The sequence below is a fragment of the Nonomuraea sp. NPDC003214 genome (assembly GCF_053590035.1).
The window spans coordinates 54726-69360 of sequence record NZ_JBSFSX010000017.1 but is presented as its reverse complement, the minus strand read 5'-3'; the positions used below and the strand labels follow the sequence as shown (position 1 = coordinate 69360).

The window sequence follows — 14635 nt, the reverse complement described above, 5'->3', positions numbered from 1 at the left end:
ATCCTGAGTCAGGCTACGCTCGTCCCCGGCCTTGATCGTCTCAAGGAGCAGCCATGCCCGAGCTCAACCGACGGCACTTCCTCGTCACCGGACTGGCGGCGGGCGCCGCGGCGGCCGTTCCCGCCGGCGCCGCCCACGCCCAGCCCGATCCCGTGCCTGACCCCGTGCCCGATCCCGCCGCCGAGTCCGCCCAGTCCCTCGCCTCGCGCGGCCTGCGCACCGACCCCTTCACGCTCGGCGTCGCCTCGGGCGACCCCGACCACGACGGCTTCGTGCTGTGGACCCGGCTCGCCCAGGAGCCGCTGGCCGAGGACGGCATGGGCGGCATGCCGAACCGCCCCTTCCCGGTGCTGTGGCAGGTGTACGCCGACGAGCGCTGCCGCCGCCTCGTGCGCGCCGGCGTGGCCGTGGCCGCGCCCGAATGGGGGCACAGCGTGCACGTCGAGGTGGGCCACCTCAGCTCCGGCCGCGAATACTGGTACCGCTTCCGTGTCGGCCCGTACGTCTCGCCCGTCGGCCGGGCGCTGACCGCGCCGCACCCGCTGTCGTACGGCGGCGCGCTCACGATGGCGTTCGCCTCCTGCGCCCAGTACGAGCACGGCTACTTCACCTCCTACCGCCGCATGGCCGAGGACCGCCCCGACATCGTCCTGCACCTGGGCGACTACCAGTACGAGTACAAGCGGGAGACGTACAACAGCCCCGGCGGCAACGTGCGCCACCACGAGGGCCCCGAGACCGAGACGCTGGCCGGCTACCGGCAGCGGCACGCCCAGTACAAGGCCGACCCCGACCTGCAGGCCGCGCACGCCGCCTCGCCGTGGCTGGTCGTGTGGGACGACCACGAGCTGGACAACAACTGGGCCGACGAGGTGCCGGAGAAGCCGGAGATCCCGCAGCCGGGCTTCCTGTCCCGGCGCGAGGCCGCCTTCCGCGCCTACTGCGAGAACATGCCGCTGCGCCGCAGGTCCGTGCCGCGCGGCATCGACATGCAGCTCTACCGGCGCGTCCGGTGGGGCCGGATGGCCACCTTCCACATGCTCGACACCCGCCAGTACCGCGACGACCAGGGCTGCGGCGACGGCTACCGCGACTGCCCGGCCGCCGTCGACCCGGCCCGCTCGATCACCGGGGCCGAGCAGGAGGCGTGGCTGCTCGACGGCCTCCGCCACTCGCGCGCCCAGTGGGACATCCTCGGCCAGCAGGTGTTCTTCGCCCAGCGTGACAACAACGCCGGACCCGCCAAGATCACCAGCCAGGACGCCTGGGACGGCTACGTGGCCTCGCGTCGCCGCATCACCCAGGGCTGGATCGACGCCGGGGTGCGCAACCCGGTGGTGCTGACCGGCGACGTGCACGCGCACTGGGCCAGCGACCTCAAGCTCGACTACGACGACCCGACGGGCCCGTCGGTCGGCTCGGAGCTGGTGGCCAGCTCGATCTCCACGGGCGGCGACGGCGCCGACTCCGACCCGGCGGCGCACCCGTTCCTGAAGATCAACCCGCACCTGAAGTTCTACAACAACCAGCGCGGCTACGTGCTGACGCGCATCGAGCGCGACCTGCTCACCGCCGACTTCAAGGTGCTCCCGCAGGTGCGCGAGGCCGGCGCGGAGGCGTACACGCGGGCCACGTACGTGGTCGAGGACCGGGTGCCCGGCGTGCAGCAGACCTACCTGCGCCCGCTCGACCCGGCGCTGCGCAGCCGCACGATGACCGCCGAGGAGACGGTCCGCCTGGAGACCGAACGCCCGTAGGGGAGAAGAAGGCGGCCTTCGTGCCGCCTTCTTTCGTTTGTCATACTTAGCTTGGCTAACTTAGACTGGCTAAGTATGAAGGACGCCGAACTCGCGCTCGCCGAACAGGTCTCCACCGTGCTGCGCCACCTGGTGCTGCTCCTGCGGCGCAGTGCTGCGGGCCAGCCGGTCACCAGCCAGCAGTACGCCGTGCTCGGCTCGCTGGAGCCCGGCCCGCGCCGCATGACGGAGCTGGCCGAGGAGCACGCCGTGCAGCTGCCGACCATGAGCGTGCAGATCAACCGGCTGGAGGAGGCCGGCCTCGTGGCCCGGGGCGCCGACCCGGCCGACGCCCGCGTCAGGACCGTCGAGCTCACCGGCGAGGGCCGCGAACGCCTGCTCGCCGTGCGCCGCGCCAGGATCGCCGCCATCGCGGAGGAACTGGCCGGGCTCACCGGCGACGAACGCGACACGCTCGCCGCCGCCCTCCCGGTGCTCGCGAAGTTCGGCAGGAAAAATCGGTAAGGAGCATCATTTGTCCGGCGGAATCCTCCGCCAGCCGATGTCCGTGTGGGCCACCGCGTTCGCCGCGGTCGTCGCCTTCATGGGCATCGGGCTGGTCGACCCCATCCTGCCCGCCATCGCCCAGGGCCTCGACGCCACCCCGAGCCAGGTGTCGCTGCTGTTCACCAGCTACTTCCTGGTGACCGCCGTCGCCATGCTCGTCACCGGCTGGGTCTCCAGCCGCATCGGCGGCAAGCGCACGCTGCTCGCCGGCCTCGCCCTCGTCGTCGTGTTCGCCGCCCTGGCCGGCACCTCCGGCAGCGTCGCCGAGCTCGTCGGCTTCCGCGCCGGCTGGGGCCTGGGCAACGCCCTGTTCGTCGCCACCGCCCTGGCCGTCATCGTCGGCGCCGCCACCGGCGGCGCCGAATCGGCCGTCATCCTGTACGAGGCCGCGCTCGGCCTGGGCATCTCCCTCGGCCCGCTGGCCGGGGCGCTGCTCGGCGACTGGAACTGGCGCGCCCCCTTCTTCGGCACCGCCACCCTCATGGCCGCCGGATTCCTGCTCATCCTCACCCTGCTCAAGGCCACCCCGCCGCCCGCCACCCGGACCCGGCTGAGCGCCCCGCTGCGCGCCCTCGCCCACGGCGGCCTGTCCACCACCGCCTTCACCGCGCTGTTCTACAACTTCGCCTTCTTCACCGTGCTCGCCTTCACCCCGTTCATCCTCGGCATGAGCCCGTACGGCATCGGCGCCGTCTTCTTCGGCTGGGGCGTCTGCGTCGCCCTCGCCTCGGTGCTCGGCGCGCCCGCGCTGCGCCGCCGCCTCGGCCCGGTCGGCGTGCTCCACCTGGCGCTCGCGCTGCTGGCCGTGGGCCAGATCGGCATCGCCGTCACCGCCTCGGCCGGTCAGCACGCCGGGATCGTCGCCTTCACCGTGCTGACCGGCGTCCCGATCGGGCTCTGCAACACCGTCTTCACCGAATCGGCCATGGAGGTCTCCGACGCGCCCCGGCCCGTCGCCTCCGCCGGCTACAACTTCGTCCGCTGGATGGGCGGCGCCCTGGCCCCGTACCTCGCCACCAAGCTCGGCGAGGACCTCGGCACGCCCGTCCCGTACCTGCTCGGCGCGCTGTGCTGCGGCGTGGGCATGGCCGTGCTGTTCACCCGCAGGCACCACCTCGGCGCGCTCGTCCCCGCCGTCGTGTAGGAAGATGTCCGGGGCCCGTGACGTTGAAAGCGGTGTCGGCTCATCAGGCGGAAGGAAGAACGTGCCCTCGATCGGTGTACTCGCCCTGCAAGGAGACGTGCGCGAGCACGTGCGCATGCTCCAGGAAGCGGGCGCGACGGCCACCACCGTGCGCCGGCCCGCCGAGCTCGACGCCGTCGACGCGCTCGTCATCCCCGGCGGCGAGTCGACCACCATCTGGAAGCTCGCCGACACCTTCGACCTGCTCGAACCCCTGCGCCTGCGGATCAAGTCCGGCATGCCCGCCTACGGCTCCTGCGCCGGCATGATCATGCTGGCCGACCGCATCGAGGACGGCATCGCCGGTCAGCAGACGTTCGGCGGCATCGACATGGTCGTGCGCCGCAACGCCTTCGGCCGCCAGGTCGACTCCTTCGAGGCCGATCTCGACTTCGCGGGCGAGCCCGTGCACGCCATCTTCATCCGCGCGCCGTGGGTCGAATCCGTCGGATCGGGCGTCACAGTGCTGGGCAGGGCCGAGCCTGGGGATAGGATCGTCGCGGTCCGGCAAGGATCGCTGCTCGCGACCTCGTTCCACCCGGAGCTCACGGGTGACACGCGCGTGCACCGGTATTTCGTAGACATGGTTGTATCGACAGTGAGGGACTAGTAGCCGATGTCCGGCCACTCCAAATGGGCGACGACGAAGCACAAGAAGGCCGCACTCGACGCCAAGCGCGGCAAGCTGTTCGCCAAGCTCATCAAGAACATCGAGGTGGCGGCCAGGACCGGCGGCCCTGACCCGGACGCCAACCCGACGCTCTTCGACGCCATCTTCAAGGCGAAGAAGAACTCGGTGCCCAACGACAACATCGAACGGGCCCGCAAGCGCGGCGGCGGCCTGGAGGCGGGCGGCGCCGACTGGCAGACCATCATGTACGAGGGCTACGCGCCCGGCGGCGTCGCGGTGCTCATCGAGTGCCTCACCGACAACCGCAACCGCGCCGCCTCCGAGGTGCGCGTCGCGCTCACCCGCAACGGCGGCTCCCTGGCCGACCCCGGCTCGGTGTCCTACATGTTCAACCGCAAGGGCGTCGTGCTCGTCCCCAAGAACGGTCTCGACGAGGACACCGTCCTCATGGCCGTGCTGGAGGCGGGCGCCGAGGAGGTCAACGACCTCGGCGACTCCTTCGAGGTCGTCTCCGAGGCCGGTGACCTCGTCCCCGTCCGCAAGGCGCTCCAGGAGGCCGGGATCGACTACGACTCGGCCGAGTCGAGCTTCCTGCCGACGATGAGCGTGCCCCTCGACGAGGAGGGCGCCAAGAAGGTCTTCCGCCTCATCGAGGCGCTGGAGGACAGCGACGACGTGCAGAACGTCTTCGCCAACTTCGACGTCTCCGACGAGGTCATGGAGAAGCTCGACGCCTGACGCGCGCCCCCGCCCCGCGCGGGGGCCGGCGGGCGCTGTGACATTCGCCCGTCGCGTAGCCGCGCCGCCGCGAGTCGGCGTAAGGTCGGGCGTCGTGACCTCCCGCACCGCCACCGAACCCCCGCCGCGCGCACTGGGCTGGCTGCTCCTCATGCCCGCCGTCATCGGCATGCTGATCACGCTGGTCCTGCCCACCGTGCAGACGATCGCCTTCAGCTTCGAGAGGGGCGGGCTCACCGGGCCCAGCACGTTCGTCGGACTGGAGAACTACGGCACGGCCCTCGACGCCGAAGGCCCGTTCTGGCCGGCCCTGGGCTTCACCCTGTCGATCACGCTCATGCCGCTCCTCGTGGCGCTCGTGGTCGCCCCGCTGCTGGCGCTCGCCCTGGACCGGGCCGGCACCTGGCCCCGGCGCGCCGGGCGCGTCGCGCTGTCGCTGGCCCTCGTGACGTTCTCGCCGGTGGCGGTGGCCGCCTCCTGGCTGCGCGGCCTCGACCCGCGCACCGGCGGCCTGACCGCCGTGGCCCGCGAGCTGTCCCGGCCGGACACCGCCCCCGGGGCCTTCCGGCTGATCTTCGCGGCGGCCATGTTCGGCGTCGTGTGCGCGCTCGCCGTGATGGCGTTCCTGCCCGCGCTGCGCGGCGGGACCGTGACCCGCTCGATGCTCGTCGTCGGCGCCCTGGTCGCGCTCGCCGCCGTCGCCGCCGGGCTGCAGACGTTCACGATGAGCCTCACCCTCACGCAGGGCGGGCCGCTCGACTCGACCCAGACGCTCGCGCTGCTGCAGCACACCTTCGCCTTCAAGACCATCCGGCTCGGCCTCGGCGCCTCCGTCGCCACCGTCCTGGGCGTCCTGCTCGGCGTCCTGGGCGTCGTCGCCGCCGTCATCGCCGCCGCGAGCGGCCTGCGCATCACCCTCACCCCCCGCCGTCCCCTCAGCCCCGCCTCGGCCGCCGCCGGGCAGGGGCTCGGGCTCGGGAAGACCCCGAGCACCGTCCCGCCCTCCGCGTACGCACCCGCCCCCCGCCCGGGGGACACCCCTACGGCCGCCGGGCACGCGCCTGGCGGCGGGCCGGGAAGCGCCCCCTCCGCCGGATACGCGCCCGGCGGCGGGCCGGGGAACGTCCCCTCCTTCGGGTACGCGCCCGGCGCCGGCCAGGGGGACGCCTCCGCTCCCGCAGGGCACGCGGCCGGGGGCGGGTTCTTCACGCCTGGCGGTGGGGCGTCCGCTCCCGGCGGCGGCTTCCCCGGTGGGCCTTCCGCGCCCGGCAGCCGCCCGTTCCCGTACGGTGTCGAGGCGTCCGGGCCCGGGGCGGGGGAGCGGCGGGCGTCGCCGGCGGCGGTGGCCGTGGGCGTGGCGGCGCTGGTCGTCGTCACCGCCGTGGCGCTCTGGCTGACGTGGCCGTGGGTGGCGGCGCTGTTCGAGCCCGGGGAGGAGCGCGGGCTGCCGCCGGGGCTGCGCACGCACCTCAACACGTGGGTGCCCGCACTGGTGGGCGCCGTGGTGTCGGTCGGCGTGGCGTACCTGGCCGCGCTCGGCATCGGCGGGCTGCGGCCGCTCGGCCGGGGCAGCGAGTGGCTGCTGCTGCCGTTCGCGCCGTGGCTGTTCGTCGGCGACGGCCCGCTCAGCATCGCCAACTGGAACACCCTGCGCGGCCTCGGCCTCATCGACACGTTCGTCGCGCTGATCCCGCCGCTGCTCGTCAGCGTGCCCGCGCTGCTCGTGCTGACGCTGCTGTGCAAGGGCCTGGCCGCCGCGAACGAGCGCGACTTCCTCAGCGGCGTCCTGCTGCCCTCGCTGCCCATGGCGGGCATCCTGGTGCTGGCCGTCACGTTCGTGAACGCCCAGGACCTGCTGTGGCCCCTCCTGGCGGTCCAGGATCCGGGCCTGGCCACCGCCCCGGCAGTCCAGGCGATGGCGCTGTCCCAGTTCGCCGGCGGACCGGCCCCGGCCGGGCTCGCCACCCCGCTGGTCGTCGTCGTGCTCATGCTGGCCGCCGCCGTCGCCGCGCAACTGCTCTACCTGGACCGGCTGGCCGTCACCACCGGCCGCGAAACCCGTTCGCGGGGGAGTGCCCCGGCTGCGTAGGTTGGGGCACTGTGGAGATCCGTGACCTGACGGCCGACGACCTGGACGCCGCCCTCGACATCCGTAAGCGCTCCTTCGGGCTGCTGTCCGCCGCCGACGTGCGGAGCTGGCGCGCGACCGTGCTGCCCGGCCTGCCCGAAGGCCGCTACCTCGGCGCCTTCGACGGCGACCGGCTGACCGCCACCACCCGGCTGAGACCGTTCACCCAGTGGTGGCACGGCAGGCCGCAGTCGCTGGCGGGGGTCGCCAGCGTCACGGTCAGCCCGGAGGACCGGGGCCGCGGCCTGGGCACCATGATCATGCGCGCGGCCCTGGACCGCGCCGTCGCGCTCGGCGACGCCGTGGCCGCCCTCTACCCGGCCACGACGCCGATCTACCGCAAGCTCGGCTTCGAGCACGCCGGGGCGCGGCACATCGTGACGCTGCGCGCCGAGGATCTGCGCGTCCTCGCGCCGTCGCAGCAGGTCAAGCTGCGCCGCATGGGCCCCGACGACGCGGCCGAGGTGATCTCGGTCCTGCACCGGGTGCACGGCGCCGCCCGCTCCAGCGGCCCCATCTCCTGGGACGAGACGATCTGGCGGCAGTGGCTCGCCGAGGAGGACGACTTCCTCTACCTGGCCGCCGACGGCTTCCTCGTCTACCGCTGGAGCGGCGGCGACATGGAGGTCGACAACCTCGTGGCCGGCTCCGCCGACACCGCCGCCGCCCTGTGGTCGCTGGTGGGCACCGCCTCCTCGATCGCCAAGCGCGTGGTCGCCACCGTCGCCCCCGACGACCCGGTGCTGTGGCTGCTGCGCGAGCGCGGCAAGGAGACGGTCGAGCAGACCCGGTGGATGTTCCGGGTGCTCGACCTGGCCGCCGCGATCGAGCGGCGGGGCTACCCGGCGGGCGTGTCGGCGGCCGTCGTGGTGCGGGTGGACGACCCGCTGCGCCCGGCCAACTCCGGCGTCTGGCAGCTGGAGTTCTCCGGCGGCTCCGGCGCGGCCACCCGGCTCGACCGCGACCCCGGGGACGGCGTCCCGCTGCTCGGGATCAACGCCCTGTCCGCCCTCTACTCCGGCGTCCCGGCCGCCACGCTGCGCCGCAGCGGCCTGATGTCCGGCGACGAACGCCACGACGAGGTGCTCGACACCGTCTTCGCCGCCAAGCCGTACATGCTCGACTACTTCTGACCCGCCCACCGCGCCCAGCCAGGCCCCCTGGCCCGGCTTGTCCACCCGGAGGGGCCCGCCCGCCCGGAGGGCTCGCCCGCCCGAGGAGCCCGCCCACCTCAGGAATTTGCCCGCCCGGGGGGGGTTCGCTCCATTCCGAGGAGCTTGCCCACGCCGAGGGGCTCGCCCACCCCAGGGCTGCCCGCCCGGAGGGGTTCGTCCGCCCGAAGGGGTTCGCTCCACCCCGAGGGGCTCGCCCACCCGAGCGGCCCGCCCACCCCGGGGGCTCGGCCGCTCCGGGTCGGCCACTCCCGATTGCCACGGGCGGACGCCAGTTCGGTGGGCCGGCTGCTTCCGGCGGGCGTTTCCCGGTGCGCGACCGGGCCCGCCGGGGTAGAGTCTCGTGCCGAACAGGTGTTCGGCGAACGGAGGCAGACCGGTGCGGGTGTTGGGCGTCGATCCGGGGCTGACCCGGTGCGGCATCGGGGCCGTCGAGGGCCGCCCCGGCGCGCCGCTCGGGCTGGTCGCCGTCGGGGTGATCCGCACGGGCGCCGACGAGGAGCTGGGCACGCGCCTGGTGGGCATCGAGGCGGGGATCGAGAGCTGGCTCGACGACGTACGCCCCGACGCGGTCGCCGTGGAGCGCGTCTTCAGCCAGCACAACGTGCGCACCGTGATGGGCACCGCCCAGGCCGCCGGCATCGCGGTGCTGTGCGCCGCCCGGCGCGGCCTCCCAGTGGCGCTGCACACGCCCTCCGAGGTCAAGGCCGCCATCACCGGGAGCGGCACGGCCGACAAGAAGCAGATCGGCGCCATGGTGACGCGGCTGCTGCGTCTCAAGGAGATGCCCAAGCCCGCCGACGCGGCCGACGCGCTGGCGCTGGCCATCTGCCACGTGTGGCGCGGCGGCCCGCAGCACCGCCTGGCCGAGGCCCTGGCCACCGCCCGCCGCCGCACCACCGCCCAGCCCGCCCCGGCACGGCAGCCCGTACGGCCCCGGCAGTCCGCCCCGACGCCGGAGCCCGCCCCAACGCGGCAGTCCGTCCCAGCGCGGGAGCCCGCCGCGACACGGGAGTTCGCCGCGCCCCGGCAGTCCGGCCCACCCGTGCAGCCGGGCCAACCCGTAGAGCCCGGGAAGCACGTGCAGCCAGGCCAACCCGTAGAGCCCGCGAAGCCCGTACAGTCTGGACAATCCGTACAGCCGGACCAACCCGTACAGTCCGTACAGCCCGGACAGCCCGTCGTGGCGCGGCGGTCCGGTGGGCGTGGCGAAGGGAGTGCGTCGTGATCGCGTCGGTGGCCGGCCGGGTGGCCGCGATCGCCCCCGACGGGGCGGTCATCGAGGTCGGCGGCGTCGGCATCCTGACCCACTGCACCCCCGGCACGCTCGCCACGCTCCGCCTGGGCGAGGAGGCCCGGCTGGCCACCTCGCTGGTGGTGCGTGAGGAGTCGCTGACGCTGTACGGGTTCGCGACCGACGACGAGCGCGTCGTGTTCGAGCTGCTGCAGACGGCCAGCGGCGTCGGGCCCAAGCTGGCGCTGGCGATGCTCGCCGTCCACACGCCCAACGCGCTGCGGGTCGCCGTGGCCGCCGCCGATCTCAAGGCGCTCACGCAGGTCCCGGGCATCGGGCAGAAGGGCGCGCAGCGGATCGTGCTGGAGCTCAAGGACCGTCTCGGCACCCCGGAGGAGGCCGTCAACGCGGCGATCCGCGGCGAGCGGCGCGTGGCGCTGTGGCGCGACCAGGTGCACTCGGGCCTGGTCGGGCTGGGCTATTCGGCGCGCGACGCCGACGAGGCCGTCGCCGCGGTGGAGCCCGAGGCCGACGCCGAGGTGGCAGCCGGGCGCACCCCGCAGGTGGCCGCGCTGCTCAAGTCGGCGCTGCGCGCGCTGAGCGTGCGATGAAGCCCGGTGGCGCGGGCGGTCCCGGCGCGGTGGGATGCTGGAGGGCGACGCGGGAGGCGGGTGAGACGTGAGTTTCGAACGGGAGCTGGTGTCGCCCGACGCCGGCGGCGACGAGCTGCAGATCGAGGCCGCGCTGCGGCCCAAGCGGCTGGCGGAGTTCATCGGCCAGTCCCGGGTCAGGGAGCAGCTGTCGCTGGTGCTGGAGAGCGCGCTGCGCCGGCAGCGCCCGCCCGACCACGTGCTGATGAGCGGCTCGCCGGGGCTCGGCAAGACGACGCTCGCCATGATCATCGCGGCGGAGCTGGGCGCCCCGCTGCGCATCACCTCGGGCCCGGCGCTGGAGCGGGCCGGCGACCTGGCGGCGATCCTGTCGACGCTGGCCGAGGGCGAGGTGCTGTTCATCGACGAGATCCACCGGATGGCCAGGCCCGCCGAGGAGATGCTCTACCTGGCGATGGAGGACTTCCGGGTCGACATCGTCGTCGGCAAGGGGCCGGGCGCGACCGCGATCCCGCTGGAGATCGCGCCGTTCACGCTGGTCGGCGCCACCACGCGGGCGGGGCTGCTGCCCGCGCCGCTGCGTGACAGGTTCGGCTTCACCGCGCACATGGACTTCTACGAGCCCGCGGAGCTGGAGCTGGTGCTGCACCGCTCGGCCGGGCTGCTGGGCGTCGACCTGCCGGAGGAGGGTGCCCGCGAGATCGCCGGCCGCTCGCGCGGCACGCCCCGCATCGCCAACCGGCTGCTGCGCCGGGTGCGCGACTTCGCCGACGTGCGCGCCGGCGGGGTCATCGACCGGGAGATCGCGGCGGCGGCGCTCAATCTTTACGAAGTCGATGCCGAAGGGCTCGACCGGCTCGACCGGGCGGTGCTGGGCGCGCTGCTGCGCAAGTTCGGCGGCGGGCCTGTCGGGCTGTCGACGCTGGCCGTGGCCGTGGGCGAGGAGCCGGAGACCGTGGAGGTGGTGGCCGAGCCGTTCCTGGTGCGCCAGGGGCTGCTCGCGCGCACGCCGCGCGGCCGTGTGGCCACCGCCGCCGCCTGGACGCACCTAGGCATGACCCCCCCACCACATGCATTCGGAGCGACATCTCTCGACTGATTACAGAACGGTTGCAACCGTTTCAAATTGGGAACTTCCCCGCGCGCCGAAACGCTGCTTCGTTGCCGCGTTTCGCAACAACCGCCTACACTCCGTGGCTTGGCTGGCTGTGTAGGCTGACGGGCTGAGCGGCGCGGCCCGAAGCAACGCACGGAATTTCCGGCGCGAGGCCGGTGTCAAACTTCTTTGTACGAGATGGAAGGTCGCCCCTGATGGACATGGGACAACTCGGAAGCATCCTGCCGCTGATCCTTCTGGTGGTGGTGTTCTACTTCCTGCTGATCCGCCCGCAGCGCAAGCGCCAGCAGGAGGCGATCAAGATGCAGAACTCCTTGACGCCCGGCACCCGCGTGATGACGACCACCGGTCTGTTCGCCACGGTCGTCGTGGTGGACAACGAGGACGTCGTCCTTGAGGTGGCCCCCGGCATCGAGACCCGCTGGGTCAAGGCCGCCATCGGCCGCGTCGTGACGCCGGGTGAGCCGGTGGCCGACGAGCCCGCCGCGGATGAGAGCGATGACACCGTCACCGGTGAGAGCGGCACCGCCGACGGTGAGGACTCCAAGAAGTCCTGAGAAGGCTCAGCCACCAACCCCTATCCGAAAGAACTGACGACCAGTGGCCCGACCGACCAGCAGCCACAGCAAGCCGGGGCGCACGCTCCTGCTGCTCCTGGCGCTCATCCTCGCCCTGGCCGGGACGATGTTCTTGCAGAAGGCGTACACGCCCAAGCTGGGACTCGACCTCGCCGGCGGCACGACGGTGACGCTGTCACCCGTCACCCAGACCGGTGCGGCTCCGCCTGAGGAGATCCTTGACCGCGCGGTCAACATCATCCGCGACCGGGTCAACGGCACCGGCATCTCCGACGCAGAGGTCGCCAAGTCCGGCGACAACATCATCATCTCGATCCCGGGCGTCGGGCAGAGCGAGGCCATCAAGCTGGTCGCCACCACCGCGGAGCTGCGGTTCCGGCAGGTGCTCTGGATGGAGATGACGCAGCTCGGCCAGGAGCAGCTCGCCACCGAGGCCCCGACGCCCAGCGGCTCCGCGTCGCCGGGCGTCTCCTCCTCGCCCGGCGCCTCCCCCGACGCGTCGCCCGACGCCACCCCGGCCTCGCCGGACGCCTCCCCCGACGCCACCCCGACCACCACGGTGCAGCCCAGGTCGATGCCCTCGCGCTCGCCGGGCGGCAACCAGCCCAGCGCGTCCCCGACGGGCAAGGCCCTGTCGTCGGCGCTGACCTCGCCCGTCCCGAGCCCGTCGCAGACGGCGAGACAGGGCGACGACCGTCAGGGCGACGACAAGCAGGGTGACAAGCAAGGCGACCAAAAGGGTGACCAGAAGGGCGACCAGAAGGCCGCGACGCCGACCCCGGAGCCCTCTCAGGACCCCAACGCCGGCATCAACACCGATGGCGTCGACCCGGCGGTGCTCAAGCAGTTCCACGCGCTCGACTGCACCGACCCGAAGAACCGGGGCCAGGGCGTCCAGGACGACCCGAACAAGCAGTACGCCGCCTGTGAGTCGGACGGCAGCTTCAAGTACATTCTCGACGTCGCCAAGGTCGTCGGCACCGACATCGACACCGCGACCTCCGGCGTCCAGCAGGGCAGCACCGAGTGGGTCGTCCAGCTCGACTTCAAGAGCAAGGGCGCGACGGAGTGGAGCAAGCTCACCTCGGCCGCCTTCAACTCCCAGGAGCCGCGCAACAAGGTCGCGGTCGTCCTCGACGGCGTGGTCATCACCGCCCCCAACATCATCAGCCCGATTCCCGGCGGACGCGCCGAGATCACCGGCGGCTTCAACCAGCAGAGCGCCGGTGAGCTGGCCGAGCAGCTCAAGTACGGCGCGCTCCCGCTGAAGTTCGAGCGCAGCTCCATCGACACCGTCTCCTCGACGCTGGGCCAGGACCAGCTCGAAGGCGGCCTCGTCTCCGGCATCATCGGCCTCGCGCTGGTCGTCGTCTACTGCCTCCTCTACTACCGCGGCCTGGGCGTCGTCGCCGTGCTGAGCCTCGTGGTGGCCTCGATCCTCACCTACACCGCGGTCGTCGTGCTCGGCCACAACGCCGGCTTCCGGCTGTCGCTGCCGCACATCATCGGCCTGGTGGTCTCGATCGGCATCACGGCCGACTCCTTCATCGTGTACTTCGAACGCATCCGTGACGAGATGAAGGAAGGCAGGCGGTCGCTGCGCGCGGCCGTCGAGGTGGCCTGGGTCCGCGCGCGGCGCACGATCCTGATCGCCGACGCCGTCATGTTCATCGCCGCGGTCGTGCTCTACCTGCTGGCGGTCGGCGGTGTGGCGGGATTCGCGTTCGCGATGGGCCTGACCACGCTGATCGACATCGTGGTGGTGTTCATGTTCACGAAGCCGTTCATCGCGTTGCTGGCGAGGCTGAAGTTCTTCGCCAAGGGGCACCCGCTGTCCGGTCTGGACGCCGAGCGCATGAGCCTCGACTCCTCCACCGGCTCCGGCCACAAGACCACCCCGCAGGAGGCCTGAGATGGGACTGGGGCGTCGCCTCTATCGGGGCGAGATCGACGTCGACTTCGTCGGCAAGTGGCGGCTGTGGTACAGCCTGTCGGGCATCCTGCTGGCGATCTCCATCGCCGGTCTGCTGATCAACGGGCTCAACCTGGGCGTCGAGTTCAAGGGCGGATCGGTCTTCTCCTGGAAGCCGCAGTCGACGGTCGGCATCGAGCAGGTCCGCGGGACGTTCCTGGACGAGGGCGTGCACCAGCCGATCGTGCAGACGGCCGGTGACCGCTACCGGGTCACGACCGAGACGCTGCCCGAGAGCAAGACCCTCGAGCTGCAGAGCGTCATCGCCAAGGAGTACGGCGTCACGGTCGACGACGTCAACATCCAGTCGATCGGCGCCTCGTGGGGCGGTGAGGTGTCCACCAAGGCCTGGTGGGGCCTGGCCGTCTTCATGGTGGCAATCATTTTGTACCTGTCGATGGCGTTCGAGCCGAAGATGGCGCTGGCGGCGATCGTCGCGCTCATCCACGACCTGGTCATCACGGCCGGCATCTACGCCTGGTCGGGCTTCGAGGTCACGCCGGCGACGCTGCTGGGCTTCCTGACGATCCTCGGCTACTCGCTGTACGACGCGGTCGTGGTGTTCGACATGATCAAGGAGGTCACGGCCAAGCTGGGCGCCACGTCGAAGCAGACCTACTCGATGGCGGCCAACGACGCCCTGAACCACACGCTGATCCGCTCGCTCAACACCTCGCTGGTGGCGATCCTGCCGGTGGCGGCGATCCTGTTCATCGGCACCACGGTGCTGGGCGCGGGCACGCTGAAGGACCTGTCGCTGGCCCTGTTCGTCGGCATGATCGTCGGCACCTACTCCTCGATCTGCGTGGCCACGCCGCTGCTGGTGACGCTCAAGGAGCGGGAGCCGCGCTACCAGGCCATCGCCCGCCGGCTGGCCTCCACCGGGGGCGGCAAGGGCGCCAAGGGGTCGAAGGGCTCCAGGAGCGCGGCCACGGCCAAGGGCTGACCGCTTCGCCGACGCCCCCGCC

General features: G+C 72.4%; 12 protein-coding genes and 1 pseudogene. All 13 read left to right on the top strand.

Going from position 1 to position 14635, the window contains the following annotated elements; genetic code table 11:
* Positions 1 to 53: 53 nt before the first annotated feature.
* Positions 54 to 1757 (top strand): alkaline phosphatase D family protein, encoded by a 1704-nt coding sequence (locus ACWDXC_RS38465; protein WP_449990711.1) that lies wholly within the window; start codon positions 54 to 56, stop codon positions 1755 to 1757.
* A 75-nt stretch (positions 1758 to 1832) separates the two neighbouring features.
* Positions 1833 to 2261, top strand: a complete 429-nt coding sequence (locus ACWDXC_RS38460; RefSeq protein WP_219502165.1) for a MarR family winged helix-turn-helix transcriptional regulator — start codon at positions 1833 to 1835, stop codon at positions 2259 to 2261.
* A gap of 10 nt (positions 2262 to 2271) precedes the next feature.
* Positions 2272 to 3447, top strand: coding sequence for an MFS transporter (locus ACWDXC_RS38455; RefSeq protein ID WP_449990708.1), 1176 nt, complete (start codon positions 2272 to 2274; stop codon positions 3445 to 3447).
* A 4-nt stretch (positions 3448 to 3451) separates the two neighbouring features.
* Positions 3452 to 4096: a pyridoxal 5'-phosphate synthase glutaminase subunit PdxT gene (pdxT, locus tag ACWDXC_RS38450; protein ID WP_375074022.1), complete on the top strand. Its 645-nt coding sequence runs from the start codon at positions 3452 to 3454 to the stop codon at positions 4094 to 4096.
* Between the two features lie 6 nt (positions 4097 to 4102).
* Positions 4103 to 4855, top strand: coding sequence for a YebC/PmpR family DNA-binding transcriptional regulator (locus ACWDXC_RS38445; protein WP_219502167.1), 753 nt, complete (start codon positions 4103 to 4105; stop codon positions 4853 to 4855).
* A gap of 94 nt (positions 4856 to 4949) precedes the next feature.
* Positions 4950 to 6944, top strand: a complete 1995-nt coding sequence (locus ACWDXC_RS38440; RefSeq protein ID WP_449990704.1) for a carbohydrate ABC transporter permease — start codon at positions 4950 to 4952, stop codon at positions 6942 to 6944.
* An 11-nt stretch (positions 6945 to 6955) separates the two neighbouring features.
* Complete coding sequence (locus tag ACWDXC_RS38435) at positions 6956 to 8116, top strand: GNAT family N-acetyltransferase (protein ID WP_449990701.1); 1161 nt, start codon at positions 6956 to 6958, stop codon at positions 8114 to 8116.
* A gap of 418 nt (positions 8117 to 8534) precedes the next feature.
* Positions 8535 to 9029 (top strand): annotated as a pseudogene (gene ruvC, locus ACWDXC_RS38430) (crossover junction endodeoxyribonuclease RuvC); the annotation flags it as partial.
* Between the two features lie 350 nt (positions 9030 to 9379).
* Entirely contained in the window at positions 9380 to 10000 is a 621-nt protein-coding gene (ruvA, locus tag ACWDXC_RS38425) for a Holliday junction branch migration protein RuvA (protein ID WP_449990698.1), read from the top strand.
* A 67-nt stretch (positions 10001 to 10067) separates the two neighbouring features.
* Entirely contained in the window at positions 10068 to 11099 is a 1032-nt protein-coding gene (ruvB, locus tag ACWDXC_RS38420; protein ID WP_449990696.1) for a Holliday junction branch migration DNA helicase RuvB, read from the top strand.
* 218 nt (positions 11100 to 11317) lie between these two features.
* Positions 11318 to 11674 carry a preprotein translocase subunit YajC gene (gene yajC / locus ACWDXC_RS38415; RefSeq protein ID WP_246644319.1) on the top strand — a complete coding sequence of 119 codons (357 nt, stop codon included), beginning with the start codon at positions 11318 to 11320 and terminating at the stop codon, positions 11672 to 11674.
* Between the two features lie 43 nt (positions 11675 to 11717).
* Complete coding sequence (gene secD, locus ACWDXC_RS38410) at positions 11718 to 13607, top strand: protein translocase subunit SecD (RefSeq protein WP_449990693.1); 1890 nt, start codon at positions 11718 to 11720, stop codon at positions 13605 to 13607.
* Between the two features lies 1 nt (position 13608).
* Positions 13609 to 14613 carry a protein translocase subunit SecF gene (secF, locus tag ACWDXC_RS38405; protein WP_449990691.1) on the top strand — a complete coding sequence of 335 codons (1005 nt, stop codon included), beginning with the start codon at positions 13609 to 13611 and terminating at the stop codon, positions 14611 to 14613.
* Positions 14614 to 14635 lie beyond the last annotated feature (22 nt).

Coding starts and splice junctions, on each gene's coding strand:
- ACWDXC_RS38465 (WP_449990711.1), top strand. CDS start 54: ATGCCCGAGCTCAACCGACGGCACTTCCTCGTCACCGGACTGGCGGCG.
- ACWDXC_RS38460 (WP_219502165.1), top strand. CDS start 1,833: ATGAAGGACGCCGAACTCGCGCTCGCCGAACAGGTCTCCACCGTGCTG.
- pdxT (WP_375074022.1), top strand. CDS start 3,452: ATGTCCGGGGCCCGTGACGTTGAAAGCGGTGTCGGCTCATCAGGCGGA.
- ACWDXC_RS38445 (WP_219502167.1), top strand. CDS start 4,103: ATGTCCGGCCACTCCAAATGGGCGACGACGAAGCACAAGAAGGCCGCA.
- yajC (WP_246644319.1), top strand. CDS start 11,318: ATGGGACAACTCGGAAGCATCCTGCCGCTGATCCTTCTGGTGGTGGTG.
- secF (WP_449990691.1), top strand. CDS start 13,609: ATGGGACTGGGGCGTCGCCTCTATCGGGGCGAGATCGACGTCGACTTC.